This window comes from Sphingomonas sp. EU05-FHT14C10 (assembly GCF_058790595.1).
Genome location: NZ_JBYTEN010000008.1, coordinates 1 through 15,566 on the forward strand (window position 1 = coordinate 1; position 15,566 = coordinate 15,566).

The 15,566-nt window shown below is 62.0% G+C and carries 19 protein-coding genes; 9 read left to right on the forward strand and 10 right to left on the reverse strand.

Annotated features, from left to right (window positions below; genetic code table 11):
- From AC3WT0_RS09725 to AC3WT0_RS09735, 3 genes are all read right to left on the reverse strand, one after another.
- A partial coding sequence (locus AC3WT0_RS09725; RefSeq protein WP_492753325.1) for a hypothetical protein occupies positions 1-261 on the reverse strand: 261 nt, incomplete at its 3' end.
- A gap of 284 nt (positions 262-545) precedes the next feature.
- The gene (locus AC3WT0_RS09730) at positions 546-1,643 is read right to left on the reverse strand and encodes a DMT family transporter (protein WP_492753326.1); all 1,098 of its coding nucleotides are present in this window, start codon (positions 1,641-1,643) and stop codon (positions 546-548) included.
- Between the two features lie 44 nt (positions 1,644-1,687).
- Positions 1,688-2,140 (reverse strand): MerR family transcriptional regulator, encoded by a 453-nt coding sequence (locus AC3WT0_RS09735; protein ID WP_492753327.1) that lies wholly within the window; start codon positions 2,138-2,140, stop codon positions 1,688-1,690.
- A gap of 94 nt (positions 2,141-2,234) precedes the next feature.
- Here AC3WT0_RS09735 and AC3WT0_RS09740 point away from each other — a divergent pair, with 94 nt between their 5' ends.
- Positions 2,235-2,933: a cation efflux transmembrane domain-containing protein gene (locus tag AC3WT0_RS09740; RefSeq protein ID WP_492753328.1), complete on the forward strand. Its 699-nt coding sequence runs from the start codon at positions 2,235-2,237 to the stop codon at positions 2,931-2,933.
- A 13-nt stretch (positions 2,934-2,946) separates the two neighbouring features.
- On the opposite strand, the gene AC3WT0_RS09745 is transcribed toward AC3WT0_RS09740, so the two are convergent.
- Complete coding sequence (locus tag AC3WT0_RS09745) at positions 2,947-3,180, reverse strand: GDCCVxC domain-containing (seleno)protein (RefSeq protein ID WP_492753329.1); 234 nt, start codon at positions 3,178-3,180, stop codon at positions 2,947-2,949.
- Positions 3,173-3,544, reverse strand: coding sequence for a mercuric reductase (locus tag AC3WT0_RS09750; RefSeq protein ID WP_492753330.1), 372 nt, complete (start codon positions 3,542-3,544; stop codon positions 3,173-3,175). The genes AC3WT0_RS09745 and AC3WT0_RS09750 overlap by 8 nt, the downstream gene beginning before the upstream one ends.
- Positions 3,545-3,627: 83 nt before the next feature.
- Between AC3WT0_RS09750 and AC3WT0_RS09755 the strand changes: the two genes are divergently transcribed.
- The 3 genes from AC3WT0_RS09755 to AC3WT0_RS09765 all read left to right on the forward strand — a co-directional run bounded on the left by AC3WT0_RS09755 (position 3,628) and on the right by AC3WT0_RS09765 (position 7,431).
- On the forward strand, positions 3,628-4,035 hold the full coding sequence (locus tag AC3WT0_RS09755) for a MerR family transcriptional regulator (protein WP_492753331.1): 408 nt from the start codon (positions 3,628-3,630) through the stop codon (positions 4,033-4,035).
- 643 nt (positions 4,036-4,678) lie between these two features.
- Complete coding sequence (locus AC3WT0_RS09760) at positions 4,679-6,523, forward strand: FTR1 family protein (protein ID WP_492753332.1); 1,845 nt, start codon at positions 4,679-4,681, stop codon at positions 6,521-6,523.
- 317 nt (positions 6,524-6,840) lie between these two features.
- The gene (locus AC3WT0_RS09765; RefSeq protein WP_492753462.1) at positions 6,841-7,431 is read left to right on the forward strand and encodes a class I SAM-dependent methyltransferase; all 591 of its coding nucleotides are present in this window, start codon (positions 6,841-6,843) and stop codon (positions 7,429-7,431) included.
- A 170-nt stretch (positions 7,432-7,601) separates the two neighbouring features.
- Here the strand turns inward: AC3WT0_RS09765 and tnpC are convergent, their stop codons facing one another.
- Genes tnpC through tnpA form a run of 3 tightly spaced genes read right to left on the reverse strand, consistent with a single transcriptional unit; the run spans position 7,602 to position 9,939 of the window.
- Positions 7,602-9,125: an IS66 family transposase gene (gene tnpC, locus AC3WT0_RS09770; protein ID WP_492753463.1), complete on the reverse strand. Its 1,524-nt coding sequence runs from the start codon at positions 9,123-9,125 to the stop codon at positions 7,602-7,604.
- 32 nt (positions 9,126-9,157) lie between these two features.
- Complete coding sequence (tnpB, locus tag AC3WT0_RS09775) at positions 9,158-9,484, reverse strand: IS66 family insertion sequence element accessory protein TnpB (RefSeq protein WP_206434212.1); 327 nt, start codon at positions 9,482-9,484, stop codon at positions 9,158-9,160.
- Between the two features lie 26 nt (positions 9,485-9,510).
- The gene (gene tnpA, locus AC3WT0_RS09780; RefSeq protein WP_492753333.1) at positions 9,511-9,939 is read right to left on the reverse strand and encodes an IS66-like element accessory protein TnpA; all 429 of its coding nucleotides are present in this window, start codon (positions 9,937-9,939) and stop codon (positions 9,511-9,513) included.
- A gap of 205 nt (positions 9,940-10,144) precedes the next feature.
- On the opposite strand from tnpA, the gene AC3WT0_RS09785 reads away from it, so the two are divergent.
- The gene (locus tag AC3WT0_RS09785; RefSeq protein WP_492753334.1) at positions 10,145-10,471 is read left to right on the forward strand and encodes a signal peptidase II; all 327 of its coding nucleotides are present in this window, start codon (positions 10,145-10,147) and stop codon (positions 10,469-10,471) included.
- On the opposite strand, the gene AC3WT0_RS09790 is transcribed toward AC3WT0_RS09785, so the two are convergent.
- On the reverse strand, positions 10,352-10,765 hold the full coding sequence (locus AC3WT0_RS09790) for a MerR family transcriptional regulator (protein WP_492753335.1): 414 nt from the start codon (positions 10,763-10,765) through the stop codon (positions 10,352-10,354). The genes AC3WT0_RS09785 and AC3WT0_RS09790 overlap by 120 nt on opposite strands.
- Positions 10,766-10,896: 131 nt before the next feature.
- Positions 10,897-12,942 (reverse strand): NAD(+) synthase, encoded by a 2,046-nt coding sequence (locus tag AC3WT0_RS09795; RefSeq protein ID WP_492753336.1) that lies wholly within the window; start codon positions 12,940-12,942, stop codon positions 10,897-10,899.
- A gap of 180 nt (positions 12,943-13,122) precedes the next feature.
- On the opposite strand from AC3WT0_RS09795, the gene AC3WT0_RS09800 reads away from it, so the two are divergent.
- Genes AC3WT0_RS09800 through AC3WT0_RS09815 form a run of 4 tightly spaced genes read left to right on the forward strand, consistent with a single transcriptional unit; the run spans position 13,123 to position 15,554 of the window.
- Positions 13,123-14,487, forward strand: a complete 1,365-nt coding sequence (locus AC3WT0_RS09800; RefSeq protein ID WP_492753337.1) for a hypothetical protein — start codon at positions 13,123-13,125, stop codon at positions 14,485-14,487.
- A 29-nt stretch (positions 14,488-14,516) separates the two neighbouring features.
- Positions 14,517-14,720: a hypothetical protein gene (locus tag AC3WT0_RS09805; RefSeq protein WP_492753338.1), complete on the forward strand. Its 204-nt coding sequence runs from the start codon at positions 14,517-14,519 to the stop codon at positions 14,718-14,720.
- Entirely contained in the window at positions 14,717-14,971 is a 255-nt protein-coding gene (locus AC3WT0_RS09810; RefSeq protein ID WP_492753339.1) for a hypothetical protein, read from the forward strand. Before AC3WT0_RS09805 ends, AC3WT0_RS09810 begins: the two co-directional genes overlap by 4 nt.
- A 1-nt stretch (position 14,972) precedes the next feature.
- On the forward strand, positions 14,973-15,554 hold the full coding sequence (locus AC3WT0_RS09815) for an MAPEG family protein (protein ID WP_492753340.1): 582 nt from the start codon (positions 14,973-14,975) through the stop codon (positions 15,552-15,554).
- The last annotated feature ends 12 nt before the right edge of the window (positions 15,555-15,566 follow it).

Sequence of the window (15,566 nt, forward strand, 5' to 3'; positions counted from 1 at the left end):
TTTATCGACCGCAGGCTCAACCGGCACGCCGATATGGTGACAATGGCAAGCGTGGAACTTCACCTGCGATTTGCCATCTTCCGTTGAGGAGCTTTTACCCTGGTCAAGACCGTCCTTGGCTTCGCTGGGCACGTCGAGGCAGCCGTTCAACGAAGCAACAGCACTCCGGCCACCGCCCATTTCCGCCGCATGCGCCATCGAGCACGCCACCAGGCCGGCGGCGACAAAAAGACTGACAATGAGCGCGAGCAGCCCTTTCATATATGGAGGCCCTATCGCCATTGCTCTCGGAAGGAAAGAGATAATTGTAACCTTCGCCAATCCGCACCATGTATATCTTCCGATTTGCAGATGTTATGGTATCACATCGAGCATTTTTACGAAAACACTCGAAAAACGTCCAAATAAACGTGTATGTATGTCGGAATTGACTTTGAATCTTTGCAATCGTTGATCGCGTATGACTTCGTACTTAACGATGACTGCAATCACACAATGTTGAACATTGAGTAGAGGCAAGGGTTCCAAATAGAAACTTCTTATCACTAAGCCTGATACCGGTGCGGCAAATGAGCAATATGCTCGTTGAGCTTGTCTTCCGGATCCGATGCTCGTGCGTGAGCGTGTCGATGGTGCAAGTCCGGATAGTGGGGATGACCATGGATCAGCGGCTCATGACGATGCCGGTGGCTGTGCGGTTCACCCACTGGGCATTCCGGCCCATGCGCATGCTGATGATGTGCGTCGTGGATATGGCTATGCTCGTGCTCGATCGCCTCATGGCTGTGAACGTGATCGTGGCGCTCAGTCAGGTGCAGCCAGACCCCCAGTCCCATCAATCCGGCAGCCGCCACGAGTTGCAGGGTTATCGGTTCATGCAGAAGCGCGATCGCCAATGTAGCGCCCATGAACGGTGCAACTGAAAAATAGGCGCCTGTCCGGGCTGTCCCGAGATGCCGTAGCGCCAGCACGAACAGGACGAGGCTCACGCCATAGCCAAAAAATCCGAGAAGGCTGGCGGTGAGCATCGTTGGAACGGTCGGGAGATAGGCGCCTGCGAAAATCGCGAGCAGAAGATTCACGCTACCAGCAACGATGCCCTTGATGGCCGTGATCTGGACTGGATCGGCCGAGGAAAGCTTGCGCGTCAGATTGTTGTCGATCCCCCAGCAAAGGCAGGCGGCGGCGATCGCGAGCGCCCCCAGGCTGAAGCCGCCCGGACCACTGGTCCAGGAGAGAACAATCGCCCCTGCCAGAATCGTAGCGGCACCGAGCAGCAGCCGCCGGTCGACATTCTCTTTAAATACCAGCCAGGCAATCGCCATTGTCGCAAGCCCCTCGAGATTGAGGAGAAGCGCAGCGGTGGAACCGGCAGTCGATGCAAGTCCAAGCATGAGCAGAAACGGACCAAGCATACCGCCGAACAGGGCCACGAGCATGAGCCAGGGCAAGTCGCCGCGACGGAGCGGCGCTTCCTTCGATTTGCTAGGCAAGAAGCACCGGTACAGATGGATGGCTGAAAGACCAATACCGGATCCAAGATACAGCAGGCCAGCCAGGGTCCAGGGAGTGATGCCTTCGCCTAGCAGCAGCTTGGCAAGCGGTGTGCTCGCGCCGAAAAGCGTCGCCGAGAGCAGCGCCATTGGAACCCCGGGCCAGCCGATCCAGCCTCGACCACTTGAAATTGTCATTTGCTCTCGTCCGGGGTCCGGCGCTGAAACGTCGCGTCGGTGTTCTGTCCTTCAAGACCAGCCGGCGCGAGCGCATCGAGGATAAGGCAGTGGGCGATCGTGCCCTGCTCGCATTGGTCAAGCAGGCGTACCAGTTCCTCGCGAAGCGCGTTCAGATCCGCAATCTTGTGGTCGATTTCCGCCACATGCGTGCTCGCGATCGCATCCACGGCCGCGCAGGACCGGTTCGTGTCATCGGCGAGGTCGAGAAGCTCGCGCACCTGGTCCAATGTAAAGCCGAGATCGCGCGCACGGCGAATGAAGGAAAGCCGGTTGAGGTGTCGATAGGAATAAGCCCGATAGTTTCCAGCAGTACGCTTGGGCGCTGGGAGCAACCCCTCGCGCTCATAAAAGCGAACCGTCTCCACCTTCGTTCCCGTCCGCCGGGCAAGTTCACCGATCAGCAGCATGTTTGAACCGCCTTACCTGTGGCCCTCGAGATGGCCCGGCTTATGGGCGAGCTTGCCAGGCGCAACGATTGCTTGACCCTCTAGTTGGTGCAGGGTGGATAATCCTGCCCATTGCTCGAGTCGAGGATGTATTCAGGTGGACGATTGTTGCTCAAAGAAGGGAAGTGAACTCGCAAGGCTCGCGGCCAAGCGTGATCAGCGGCGCGTGCTCATCATCGTTCTCATCATCAACGCCGTGATGTTCCTTTTTGAGTTCGGGGGCGGGCTCGTTGCCGGTTCGTCGGCGCTGATGGCGGATTCGGTCGATATGCTTGGCGATGCCTTCGTCTATGCGCTGAGCCTGTTCGCGCTTTCGCGGGGACCGCGGTGGGAGGCTGGAGCAGCCTTGGCGAAGGGCTTCATCATCCTCGGGTTTGGGATCGCCGTGTTGGCCGAGTTGGCGATAAAGATCATCCATGGCGTGCCGCCTTCGAGCAGTCTGATGCTGGCGGTGGGATCGGTCGCACTCGTCGCGAACCTCAGCTGTCTGGCGCTTCTATGGCGTTTCCGCACAGCCAATGTGAACATGAGCAGTACTTTCGAATGCTCGCGCAACGACGTCGCGTCGAATGTCGGAGTACTGGTCGCCGCCGCGCTGGTCGGCCTATTCGCGTCGCCCTGGCCGGACATCATCGTGGGCGCGGCTATTGCCGCCATTTTCCTACGCTCGGCCGTCAAGGTCCTGCGCAGCGCCTGGCCAGTGTGGCATCAGTCGGCATCACCCCAGCGCCCGGGGATCGCCAGGGACGTTTGACAAGCACGCTGGCCTAGCCGTCGCCGCAGCAACCCGCATCTTTGCCTTCGAGCTGAATTGGCGGGCATGGCAAGCTACCATAGGAACAGAAGACGCAGCAATCACCGCGCCTGGGTCGCAGGATCGCGCCGCAGCCAGTGCAGTCGTAGAAATATTGGCACGCGTCGGTCGGCATGGTTTCGGTTTTCACGAACCCGCAATGCGGGCAAGTGAGCGTCGATTGGAGCCGGGGCAGGCGCTCAGACATAGGAATAACCCAGCCATAGCAGGATCGCGCCTGAGATCAGCCCGATCAGCAAGACGAGACGCAGCCATCCGGGTGTGCAGACACGGCCTGAGCAGCCGGCAATGGCCGAACGCTGCATCCGCCAGAGCAATAGCGCGCCGCCAGCGAGGCTGAGCGTACCCAGCCACAAGAGAAGATCCCGGTATGGCGCGGTCACCACTGCGATCCCGCTGAGCCACGCAGCGCTGAGGCCCGCCGCCGTGAGCAGGATTGGCAGCGCACAGCAAGACGCCACGCCGAAGGCGGCGACGATACCACCCAGCGTCAATGCAACAGCGCCCCGCGCGCGTACGAGGCGCGTAGCATCGCCTGGGTTGATCGACATCAACGACTCCTTGAACCGGTCATGTCTGGGTCGTACCGTCTGTAGCAACTACAGACTCAAGCTCTTTTTTCCGGGAGTGACGCATGACGGCCAGCGGGGTGATCACGATCGGCGAACTGTCGCGACAAACAAGCTGCAACATCGAGACGGTCCGCTATTATGAGCGGATCGGCCTTACGCCCAAGGCGACCCGTCGCGGCCGCTATCGCTGTTACGGCGCGACAGATGTCCGCCGTCTTCGCTTCGTCCGTCGTGCTCGTGAGCTCGGCTTCACGCTCGACGAAATCCGCGCGCTGCTCGGGATTGCGGCCGAAGGCGAGGTGGCATGTGCGGAAGCCCGCGAGATCGCCGCTTCGCATCTGCACAGCGTCCGTGCGCGCCTCGCCGATCTGCAACGCATGGAGCGCGTTCTCGACGAAACCGTGCGGGCATGTGACGGGGGCGATAGCGCCGGGTGCCCGTTGATCGATACGCTTTCAGATGCAGGTTGAACGCGCTCGGCCAGCGTGGTCGAGACCCGTTCTTACTCGGCGGCCGAGTGCACTGCATGTTTCCTTCCATTGTAACGGAACTGGATCCAGAGAACCGCTAGCGCAAGAAATTGGACCAGCAGGGTTTGTAGCGACGGTAAGGTGCCGCGCATCGACAGCCTTCACATATGCGCTACCGCGTCCTGTCGATGAGCCCGGCGACCTGAAGCCCTGCCTTCCTTTCCGGGCAAACACCAGCGCGAGAGCAACGAAGCCTCGAGATGTAGGCGGGAAATTTCCGATCGGCGGCGAACACCTGTAGCGCAGCGTCGCGCAGGCAATTACGCGAGCAGCATGGCGCCGTCTCGGCGCGAGGCGCGACGCGCTTGATCCGAATTTTCGAGCCCGCAGCTTCGAGTCAGTGAGAGGAAGAATCTCCGTTTAGCCACTTAATCCAACAATGGTGCGCATTGGCGCTTGATCCTGTGGGGACTACAGGAATATTATGCGAATGATTCTCAACTAGAGGCTTGTAGATGCGCCTTTCCCATCGTCCTGTTCGCCCCGTATGAGAGGCACTAAAAATCCGTGGCGTCATACGCTCCTACTGCTGCTTTCCGCCATTCTATCGCAAATCGTGCCGAGTCAGGCGATTGCGAGCGACATGGACGTCCAGACCGTGTGGCGGCTGCTCGACTATGTCGCAGTAGATTATGCCGGTGCGGTCTCTGGGGGGCGCGTGAAAAGCGAGGCCGAATATGCGGAGATGGTGGAGTTCGCGGGCCAGGTAGAAACCAGGCTCGGATCTTTGCCCGACAAGGGCGGCAAATCCGACCTGTTGCGTCAGACGAGGGCATTGCGCGCGGCGATCGCAGCCAAGGCGGCGCCCGCTGCAGTGTCCGCGCAATCAAGGGCGCTCGCGTCCGCCTTGCTTGCTGCCTATCCCGTGCCGCTCGCCCCGACGGCGCCGCCCGACCTCGCGCGCGGGGCTGCGCTCTACGCCCAGAATTGCGCATCCTGTCATGGCGTAACGGGCGATGGACATGGACCGGGTTCGGTGCGGCTTGATCCACCGCCGATCGCGTTCAGCGATAAGGTTCGCGCCGATCAACGCAGCTTGTTTGGCCTTTATCAGGTCATCACCCAAGGCCTCGACGGCACGGCGATGGCCAGCTTCGATTCGCTTCCCGACCAAGATCGCTGGGCGCTGGCATTCTATGTCGGCAGTTTCGCTTACCCGAAGTCGGGGGTAGAACAGGGCCAGAGGCTGTGGCGCGATGACGCTTCGCTCCGTCAGAGATATCCCAACATGGCGGCGTTCGTTGGCGCAACACCAGCGTCGCTGGCCGCCGAAGTCGGTCCTGGCAAGGCTGAGGCCGTGACTGCCTATCTGCGCCGTCATCCAGACTCGGTCACGGCGCGCGCTACCGGTTCGCTCGCGCTCACCCGCGAACGTCTCGACGCGAGCCTCAAAGCCTATGCGGCCGGGAATCGGCAGGCAGCCGCCGATCTTGCCTTATCCGCCTATCTCGACGGATTCGAGCCAGTGGAACCGATGCTCGCCGCTCGCGATCCGGCGTTGATGGCGAAGATCGAACAAGCGATGGGGGCACTTCGGGCGGCCATCGGCAAGGCGCGCCCGCTCGCTGAGGTGCAAGCCGCCAATCAGGAGCTCGCGGGCCTCTTCGGCGATGCCGAGGCCGCGCTCGCGCCAGAAAACGCAAGCAGCACATCAAGCTTTCTTGGCGCATTCGGCGTCCTGCTGCGTGAGGGACTTGAGGCATTGCTGATCGTAGTCGCAATGATCGCCTTCCTCCGGAAGACGGAGCGGACCGAAGTGCTCGGCTTCGTTCACGGCGGATGGATGGCGGCCCTTGCTGCCGGCGTAGCCAGCTGGTTCATCGCCACTTATTTCATCAGTGTCAGCGGGGCTTCGCGGGAGCTTACCGAAGGCTTCGGCTCGCTGTTCGCTGCAATCATCCTGCTGACGGTGGGGATCTGGATGCACGGGAAGAGCAACGCGGAGGCATGGCAGCGTTACATCAAGGACAAGATGACGCACGCTTTGTCCCGGCGCTCAGGCTGGTTCCTCTTCCTGCTGGCTTTCGTCGTCGTCTATCGGGAAGTGTTCGAGACCATCCTTTTCTATGCCGCCCTCTGGGCCCAGGGAAATGGCTTGGCGATGCTGAGCGGTGCGGGCGCGGCTGCGGCGCTGCTCGCCGTGCTGGCTTGGATCATGCTCCGCTACAGTACGCGCTTGCCGATCACCCAGTTCTTTTCATGGAGCGCCATTCTCATCGCGATCCTTGCCGTCGTCCTTGCCGGAAAGGGAATTGCGGGTCTGCAGGAGGCAGGAATTCTAGGAGTTATACCGCTAACGGGTGTACCGCGCATCCAGATGCTCGGACTGTTCCCTACAACCGAGACAATACTGGCCCAGTTCGTCGTCTTGGCAATTCTAATGGTGGGCTTCTGGTTCAATGGCAGAGGCGCGGTGCGGGAGACCTGACGACATCGCCTGCAGCGCTAGCATTGCGCCAACGCATAGCTGTGCAACGCTTCGCAGTTTGCAAAACCGATTTCGCGGCTCGCGAGGCTTGAGAATCGGGCCGGGTAGAATCGCCGGCATCTTTTGCACGGCGGGGCTAATCAAACTGATGGGTTGCGACACTCGGATGTCTCCGCGGCGATTCACGCTTGAATCTGTAGGGACTACAGGATTTAATAGTACGGAAAGCCGAGGGAAACTCCGTGCCGTCTGACCTGACTTACACGCCTGCCGCCGGGCACCACTGGCTCACCCCGTTCTACGACGTTGGGGTAGCCGTGCTCACACGCGAGGGTCGATGGAGGCGCGCTCTCGTCGAGCAGGTGTGTCCGAGAGCGGATGATGTAATCGTCGATGTTGGCTGCGGCACAGGATCGTTTCTCATGCGCCTGGGGAACGCTGTGCCGTCCGCCCGGCTCATAGGGATTGATCCTGACTCCGCGGTATTGGCGCGTGCGCGAAAGAAAATCGACGCCGCGGGACTCTCGGCTGAGCTGCGCATCGGCTTCGCGCGGCAAGCGGCTGAGTTGCTGGAGGGACGCCGGCCGACAAAGATTGTGTCGAGCCTGGTTTTTCATCAGGTGCCGATGGAAGAGAAGGTGGCCGCGCTCAACGCGATGTACGCCGCGCTCGGAGCCGGCGGCGAGGTGCATATTGCGGACTATGGTCACCAGCGCACGCCGCTCATGCGGGGCTTCTTCAGAGCAATCATTCAGAACCTCGACGGTCACGGGAATACTCAACCGAACGCCGATGGGATTTTACCGGAGCTGATGCAAACAGCCGGATTCTGCGACGTGGAGGAAACGCTCGTCATTCCAACGCTGAGCGGCTCAATCTCGCTCTACCGCGCGATCCGCGCAGCGTGACGCGAGACGCGAGGCGTTCCGCAAGTCATCGGCCTGGCGACAGCGGCTTTCGCCCTTCGATTGGACCCAAGTCGCCAAGCAGATCGCCTTGAGCAATCTCGCGCCTGGCGTGGGCGCGTCCATCGCCCCGTTTTTCACTGTGCGGCTCGGCTTCAATGTAAGCGGTGTTCTCAGCCCACGGCGGTCCAAGGCATGAGTTCGGCGACGCCGTTTGCCGGATGACCGTTGGCCAGGCTGGTCAGCGTATCGGTCAGCCAGATATGCGGGTTGATGCCGGAGAGCTTGCAGTTTTCGATGAGCGTGGCGATCACCGCCCAGTTGTCGCCGCCTTCGTCGGAACCGGCGAACAGGGCATTCTTGCGGTTCAGCGCGAGGGGCCGGATAGAGCGTTCGACGGTGTTGCTGTCGAGGTCGATGCGGCCATCGTCGAGGAAGCGTGACAGCCCATCCCAGCGGGTGAGCGCGTAGCGGATCGCTTCGCCAAGCTTGCTTTTGGCGCTGACCTGGCGATTGCGGGCTTCGAGATACTGGCGAAGATCATCGATGATAATGCGGCTGCGGTCATGGCGAACAGCCCGGCGTTGCTCCGCCGAAAATCCTCGCACCTCATCCTCGATGGCATAGAGCAAAGCGACACGGCGCAGCACTTCCGTTGCCACCGGCGAGCTGTCGGCCAGCTCGTAGAGCTTGCGCCGGACGTGTGCCCAGCAAAAAGCGAGGCTGATCTGCTGGCGGCGCCTGGCGAGCGCGGCATAGCCGCCATAGCCATCGACCTGCAGGATACCTGCAAAATCACCGAGATGCGCTTCTGCCCGTTCGCCCTTGCGATCGGCTGCATAGACATAGGCGACCATCGGCGGATCATCGCCGCCCCAAGGTCGGTCATCGCGGGCATAGGCCCATAGCTGGCCGGTCTTGGTTCGCCCACGCCCCGGATCGAGCACCGGCGCCGTAGTCTCGTCCGCAAATAGTCGTTCTGATCGTCGCAATCGCTCAAGGATGTGATCGCGCAAGGGGCGCAGATACCAAGCTGCCCGTCCGCCCCAGTCTGCCAGGGTGGATCGATCAAGCTGAACACCCTGCCGAGCGTAGATCTGCGCCTGGCGGTACAGGGGTAGATGATCGGCGTACTTGGCGACCAGCACCTGGGCGATCAGCGCTTCGGTGGGAATGCCCCCCTCGACGATCCGCGCCGGTGCCGGGGCCTGCACAATGGCGCTCTCGCACGAGCGGCAACCGTAGCGCGGACGGCGGGTGACGAGGACACGGAAGGTCGTGGGCACGACGTCGAGGCGTTCGGCTACATCCTCGCCGATCTGGTGGAGCGCGCCGCCGCAGCACGGACAGGCCTTGTCCTCGACATCGACGATCTGCTCGATCCGTTCGAGATGGGCTGGGAGCGAACCGCGGTTGCTCTTGCGGGGGCGCTCGGCGGGAGTCCGGCTTGCCTTGTCCCTGGCATGCTCGGCTTCGGCCAACGCCGTCTCGACTTCTTCCAGGGCAAGCTCGAACTGATCAGGATCGAGCTGCTCTGACCGGCGTCCAAAACGGTGGCGCTGCAGAGCCTCGATGATCGCCTTCAGGCGTTCCACCTCAGCCTGGAAAACCTTGAGCGTATCGAGCTCGCGGGCCTGTTCGAGGACGAGCGCACGCAGCGCTTCAACGTCGTCGGGGAGGTCCGCTTCCATGAGCATGGAAGGCAGTGAATCAGTAGGCGAAGGCCCCGTCAACCGGCAATCTGCGGGACAATGGGACGGCGTCCACCATGCACTCTGCGCCAGTCCAGACCCTCCAGAAGGGCACCGAGTTGTGCCGAGGTCAGGCGCATCACGCCGTCCTGAATGCCCGGCCACTTGAAGCCACCGGTCTCGAGCTTCTTGGCCATCAGACACAGGCCCGTGCCGTCCCACCAGACCAGCTTGATCCGGTCCGAACGCTTCGCCCGGAACACGTAGATCACGCCCGAATAGGGATCGCCGCCGTACTCGGCTCCGACCAGCGCGGCCAGGGCGTCAGGTCCCTTGCGGAAATCCACCGGGCGCGTCGCGACCATCACGCGCGCGCCAGCCCCAGGTCCTATCATCGCGTCGCCTTGAGCGCTTCGATCACCGCGGCAATCACACCGACGTCGGCACTGCGGCCGATCTTCACTGCCACACCGTCGATCTCCAGCTCGACAGCTGCAGCTGCGGTGCGACGTCGACGGCGGGGACGCCGCGTGGGAGCAGGATCGGACACCGCGCTGGGCTCGATTACGGCAGGCACGAACGCGACCGCTTCCGGCTCTTCCGAAGGCAGGATCCCCCCCTTAGCCTCAAGCTGCTTCCGCAAATCCCGCCGCCAGGCGTAAACCTGAGAGGGATCGAGCCCATGCCGGCGAGCCACGGCACTGACCCCGTCCCGGCCCGAATAGCACTCTGCAACAATCGAGGCCTTCACTTCGGGCGGCCACTCTCGCCGCTTGCCCGCGCCCGTAAACACCTCGAACCGCTGCGCGCCCTTGCTCACAGGATCATCACCCGAGATTATCATAGTCGCAGCGCACTCCAGCCCAATCAGGGCGCGGAAACTCGGCGCTACGCTTCACACGCGCAAGGTGGGGGCAGAACAGCGCTTACGCTTCAATGAACGCATCTCGTTAGGGAGCTTCGCGGGTGGTTCTCCGGTCGTCCCCTGATCTCGGCGGCTATCGTGACGGGTATCATCGTGCTGCGTGCCGAGTGGCGGACAAGCAGGCGGCCGCCAGCGCTGGCCCTCGGAGCCATACTCGGGGACGGCCCTGAGCAACGTCTTTGACCGTCTTCGGATTGGTGCTGTTGGCGACTATCTGGATATTCACGCATGGGACCACGAGTGGCCAGCGTTCAATTTCGCTGATGCGGCAATTGTCTGCGGCGTCGCGATCTTGGTGCTCGAGACGTTATGGGCCGTTCGAATGACCGGGAGGATCAGCGAGAACTTCGATAATCCGGCAAGTCGCGACTTTGCCGTTGTCGCACTCCTTGATCATCCGAGTGAGCTCAGTCCTAAGCCCGAGTAGGCGACGGATCCGGCTTTCGACGGCTTCGAGCTGATCGGCGGCGATCTGGGTCACCTGCTGGCAGGATGCGTCGGGCTCCTCCTGCAGAGCGAGCATCGTTTTGATAGCCGCGATGTCGAAACCGAGATCCCTGGCATGGCGGATGAATGTAAGGCGTCGAACGTCTTCTGCGCCGTAGAGACGTCGTCCACTGTCGGTCCGGGGAGGAGGGGGTATGAGCCTGATCCGCTCATAGTAGCGGATCGTCTCGATGTTGACGCCCGTGCGCTTGGACAAGACCCCGATCGTGATCATCGCAATCAATTCTGTAGCAGCTACAGGAGCGGGTATAGCAAGCAGCCACTGGCATTTGAAGCCCGAATGATCGGAAGCAAGCGTGACAGGAAGTGGGCGTACCTGCAGCGAGTCCAGGAGCGGGCACTGGTTCAGTCCGACGGCGTGTTGGCGCGGAGCTCTTCCAGCCAAAGTCGGGCGTTGCCGTCGGATGGCGCGCGCCAGTCGCCGCGTGGCGAGAGCGAGCCGCCTGCAGTCACCTTTGGTCCATTGGGCGACGCCGAGCGCTTGAACTGGCTGATCGTGAAGAAGCGGTAGAGAAACACTTCCATCCAGGACTTGATTGTCGCTAAATCATAGGCGCGGCGGCGCTCGTGCGGATATTGCGGCGGCCAGGCGCCGGTGGCGGCATCGCGCCAAGCGTGGAAGGCCAGAAATGCGATTTTTGACGGTTTCAGGCCGTAGCGCGTCAAATAGAACAAAGTGAAATCCTGCAGCTCGTATGGCCCGATTTTCTCTTCGGTGCTTTGCACGGCACCGTCAGCTTCTGCCGGCACCAGCTCCGGCGAGATCACGGTGTCGAGGACCGAGAGCAAGGTGCGGCTGGTCTTCTTGTCGAAGGCGTCCGATTGCGCCACCCAACGGATGAGATGCTGGATGAGTGTCTTGGGCACCGAAGCGTTGACGTTGTAGTGGCTCATCTGGTCGCCGACGCCGTAGGTCGACCAACCCAGCGCGATCTCCGAGAGATCGCCGGTGCCGAGCACCATTGCCGCTCGCTGGTTGGCTGCGCGGAACAAGATGTCGGTGCGCAAGCCCGCCTGCACATTCTCGAACGTCACATCGTAGACCGGCTCGCCCAGTGCAAACGGGTGCTTCAGAGCCGCCAGCATGGTCTGCGCTAGCGGCTTGATGTCGATCTCCTCGGCGGTGACTCCGAGATTGCGCATCAGTGCCCAGGCATTTGCTTTGGTGGCGTCGCCTGTCGCGAAGCCAGGCATGGTGAAGCCGAGAATGTCGGACCGGGGCCAGCCAAGCCGGTCGAATGCCTTGGCGGCCACGATGAGCGCGTGAGTAGAGTCCAGGCCGCCTGATACGCCGATGCAGAGACGCGAAATGCCCGTGGCCTGCAGCCGCTTCATAAGCCCCTGCACCTGGATGCTGTAGGCCTCATAGCAGTCCTGATCGAGGCGCGAGGGATCGGCCGGAGCGTAGGGGAAACGTGCGACGGCCCTGCGCAGCCCAAGATCGGCCATCGGCGGGTCGAATCGGAAGCCGATCCGCCGGAACCGATTTTGCGGCATATTCTGGGCAATCGCCGCCTCGTTGAACGTACCGGTGCGCAGGCGTTCAAGCTTGAGCCGCTCGACATCAACGTCTGCGATTGCCATCTGCGATTCCTGCGGAAAGCGGTCGGTCTCGGCGAGGAGCGCGCCGAGCTCATAGATGCAGGCCTGGCCGTCCCAAGCAAGGTCAGTCGTCGACTCGCCCGGACCGGCAGCGGAATAGATGTAGGCGGCCCAGCACCTTGCCGATTGGGTCGCGCAGAGCAGTCGGCGTGTTTCGGCCTTTCCAACGGTGATGTTGCTGGCCGAGAGGTTCGCCAGGATCAATGCGCCAGCCAGGGCGGCGAAGTCGCTGGGTGGCCCCGGCCCCCACACATCCTCGCACAATTCGATGTGGAACACGAAGCCTGGCAGGTCCTCGGCCGCAAAGATCATGTCCATGCCGAACGGTGCCGTCTGCCCCGCAATCTCGATTGTCGCGTCCTTCAGATCCCGGCCGGATGCGAACCAGCGCTTTTCGTAGAACTCGCGGTAGTTCGGCAGGTGACCCTTCGGAACCACGCCCAAAATGCGCCCACGATGCACCGCGACAGCGCAGTTGTAGAGCCGTCCCTCCCGCTCCAGCGGCGCACCGACGAGCAGGACGGGCGACAGTTCGCGGCTTGCAAGGACAACCTCTCCGATGGCCTGTTCCACGCGCTGCAGCAGGGCCGACTGCCCAAGAAGATCATCAATGGCATAAGCCGAAAGGCCGAGTTCTGGGAAGACCATGAGCGCCACGCCTTGACCTGCGCCATCTCGGGCCAACGTCAGTGTCTCGGCGACATTGTAGGTGGGATCGCCGACCTCGCATTTTGGCGTGCAGGCCGCAACGCGGACGAAGCCCTGCTGATAGATGGAATAGAAGCTCATAAGCCGATCTCATCTTCATAGCTTGTCGATGCCTGGATGCTGGCAAAGCTAAGCGGCATCGGCCGCCCGCGGGGGCACAGATCAATCATGTCTTCGATAATGATCATCGGGGTTGATTCTGTAGTGGCTACAGGAGGTAGGTGTAGCAATTGACCCGAGGCCTGTGAACCGAGAACGACGATGACCGAGGATGTCGTAAGCCTGATCTGGGACGCCTGGCGCACACAAAAGAAGGGCGCCGACGCAATCGCGCAGCGGCAGCGCGCGCGCCTCGTTGAAATCGTGGCCCACGCCCGTGCTCGCTCCCCCTACTATCGTGAGCTGTATCGCGATCTGCCCGAGCGGGTAGAAAGTGCCGAGCAGCTTCCCGTCACCGACAAGAAGAGGCTGATGGGGCGCTTCGACGACTGGGTCGCGGACCGGGAGGTGACGCTCGAGAAGGTCCGTGCCTTGGTCGCCGATCCGGACCGCGTCGGCGAACGCTTCCTCGGACGCTACACGGTGGGTGGCACCTCGGGGACAACGGGAAGACCCGGCCTGTTCCTCACGGACGAGCGGACGATGTCCGTGGTCTCGGCAATGGCCCTGCGCACGATGACCGCCTGGCTCGGGTTTGGCGATTTTGTGAGAATCGTGCGTGGTGGCAGTCGAGCGGCCTTCAGCGTCGCGCCCGGGCATACCCCAACGGGCATTCCTGCCGCGCGCTCCCAACGGTCCGCCAGGGGGCGCAAGCGATTCCTGCCGATGCCCGTGCACATGCCCGTGACGGAGCTCGTTCCCCGACTGAACGCTTTTCGGCCAGCCATTCTGGCGGCCTACGCCAGCACCGCCCGGCTCCTCGCCAACGAGCAAAAGGCAGGGCGCCTCAAGATCAAGCCGGTTCTGGTCGTGTCCTTTGCGGAAGGACTTTCGCCGGACGACCAAGACGAGATCGCGAACGCGTTCGGGGCCAAGGTCGGCAACACTTATGCCGCCAGCGAGTGCCCCTTCCTGAGCTACAGCTGCGAGTACGAGTGGCTGCACGTCGATGCCGACTGGGCCATTCTTGAACCAGTCGACGCCGGCTACCGCCGGGTGGCTCCGGGGGAGCATTCGCACACGGTTCTGCTCACCAATCTCGCCAACCGCGTGCAGCCGATCCTGCGCTACGACCTTGGCGACAGCGTCGTTCAGCGACCCGACCCTTGTCCGTGCGGAAATCCCCTGCCGGCAATCCGGGTGGAAGGCCGTTCCGCCGAAGTCCTCAGCTTTGCGACGCAAGGCGGGGAGCAGGTCGCGATCCCGCCGCTGGCGTTCGAGATCGACGGCATAGCGGGCGTCGCGCTGTCGCAGATCGTGCAGATGGCGCCCGATTGCCTGCGCGTCCGTTTCATGCCCCAGCCTGGCGCCGATCGTGACGCCATTTGGGAAAAGGCACAGGCGGAATTGAAGCGTGTCCTCGCAGATCACGAACTGGGTCACGTTGCCGTACAGCGCGCCGACGAGCCGCCCGAGCAGACAGCGGGCGGCAAGTTCCGGGAGGTCATTCCGTTGGAAAGGGCTTGACGTGGGTTAATCGGGTAGGAGGAACGGCAATGGCAGGCGGCAAGAAAGAGGTCGCAAAATTCTTCGCTGGGTTTGCAGCCAACCAGGCGCTCACCCATGGGGGTTTAGCCGCGGCGGGCATTCAGTTCACTCTCTTTGGCATCGCCTACAGCCAACGACTGAACACGATCGCCGCTGTTGTCTGGGCGATCATTCTACTTCTGCTCATCTACTTTGCATGGGGTAGAAGATGACGAGCGTGGGCCTGCATCTTGCGCCTGCAAGCCCTGCGAGATTGGAAAGGTTTCCGCAGGGCGGTGGCGACCATGCCAACCACCGCTGCCCGGGCGAGTGGATCGTGCTTGCACTGATGAGGCAGGCCGTGGAGATACTGACCCGCCGCATCCGCTACGACGTACCGGAGCAGGGCCTCGACACCGACTGGGGCTGGCTTCCGGCGCTGCCGCGCTCGAGATTCGTAATCCGAAATGTCCGGGAGAATTGACATGGCGGAGATCCCTGCAACCGAAACCGAGCTCAGGCAGGAACAGCGCAAGGTCTATCGCAACGCGACCGTTGGCGTTGTGTTTTGCGCAGCTGTACTTGGGGCCGCGCAGGTCTTTCTCCCGCGGCTCATCCAATTCCCCGAGGCAGACCTGGAGTCGCGGTTGACTTTCTGGGCCGTGGCCGTGCTGTTCCTGCTCGTCTGGGTCATGGCCGGGCTCGGCATGGTATCGACCCTCCGGCGCTATTCGGCCCAGGACATCCAGGGATCGGCCTATTCCCCGCCAAGTCCCAAGATCGCTGTCCCCCTTGCTTTCCTCCAGAACACACTCGAGCAGTTCGTGCTGACCACTTTCATATTGCTCGCGTTCATCCTGCTGGTCGGCGCGCCGGCGATGCCGTTCATCGTCGCCACGGTCGTCCTGTTCGCTATCGGCCGCATCAGCTTCCTACGCGGCTACCCAAAGGGTGCCGGCGGACGCGCATTCGGATTTGTGGTCACGGGGATCCCCGGCCTGATCGCCTTCGTCATCTCACTGGCCGTCATCATTTCGCGCGTTTGGAGAAACGGCATAGCCAGCTGAGCACATGGTTTC

Excerpts from the sequence above, each read along its gene's own strand:
- AC3WT0_RS09730 (WP_492753326.1), bottom strand. The coding sequence starts at position 1,643 with ATGGCGCTGCTCTCGGCGACGCTTTTCGGCGCGAGCACACCGCTTGCC.
- AC3WT0_RS09735 (WP_492753327.1), bottom strand. The coding sequence starts at position 2,140 with ATGCTGCTGATCGGTGAACTTGCCCGGCGGACGGGAACGAAGGTGGAG.
- AC3WT0_RS09745 (WP_492753329.1), bottom strand. The coding sequence starts at position 3,180 with ATGTCTGAGCGCCTGCCCCGGCTCCAATCGACGCTCACTTGCCCGCAT.
- AC3WT0_RS09750 (WP_492753330.1), bottom strand. The coding sequence starts at position 3,544 with ATGTCGATCAACCCAGGCGATGCTACGCGCCTCGTACGCGCGCGGGGC.
- AC3WT0_RS09755 (WP_492753331.1), top strand. The coding sequence starts at position 3,628 with ATGACGGCCAGCGGGGTGATCACGATCGGCGAACTGTCGCGACAAACA.
- AC3WT0_RS09760 (WP_492753332.1), top strand. The coding sequence starts at position 4,679 with ATGGACGTCCAGACCGTGTGGCGGCTGCTCGACTATGTCGCAGTAGAT.
- tnpC (WP_492753463.1), bottom strand. The coding sequence starts at position 9,125 with ATGCTCATGGAAGCGGACCTCCCCGACGACGTTGAAGCGCTGCGTGCG.
- tnpB (WP_206434212.1), bottom strand. The coding sequence starts at position 9,484 with ATGGTCGCGACGCGCCCGGTGGATTTCCGCAAGGGACCTGACGCCCTG.
- AC3WT0_RS09790 (WP_492753335.1), bottom strand. The coding sequence starts at position 10,765 with ATGATCACGATCGGGGTCTTGTCCAAGCGCACGGGCGTCAACATCGAG.
- AC3WT0_RS09795 (WP_492753336.1), bottom strand. The coding sequence starts at position 12,942 with ATGAGCTTCTATTCCATCTATCAGCAGGGCTTCGTCCGCGTTGCGGCC.
- AC3WT0_RS09800 (WP_492753337.1), top strand. The coding sequence starts at position 13,123 with ATGACCGAGGATGTCGTAAGCCTGATCTGGGACGCCTGGCGCACACAA.
- AC3WT0_RS09805 (WP_492753338.1), top strand. The coding sequence starts at position 14,517 with ATGGCAGGCGGCAAGAAAGAGGTCGCAAAATTCTTCGCTGGGTTTGCA.
- AC3WT0_RS09810 (WP_492753339.1), top strand. The coding sequence starts at position 14,717 with ATGACGAGCGTGGGCCTGCATCTTGCGCCTGCAAGCCCTGCGAGATTG.
- AC3WT0_RS09815 (WP_492753340.1), top strand. The coding sequence starts at position 14,973 with ATGGCGGAGATCCCTGCAACCGAAACCGAGCTCAGGCAGGAACAGCGC.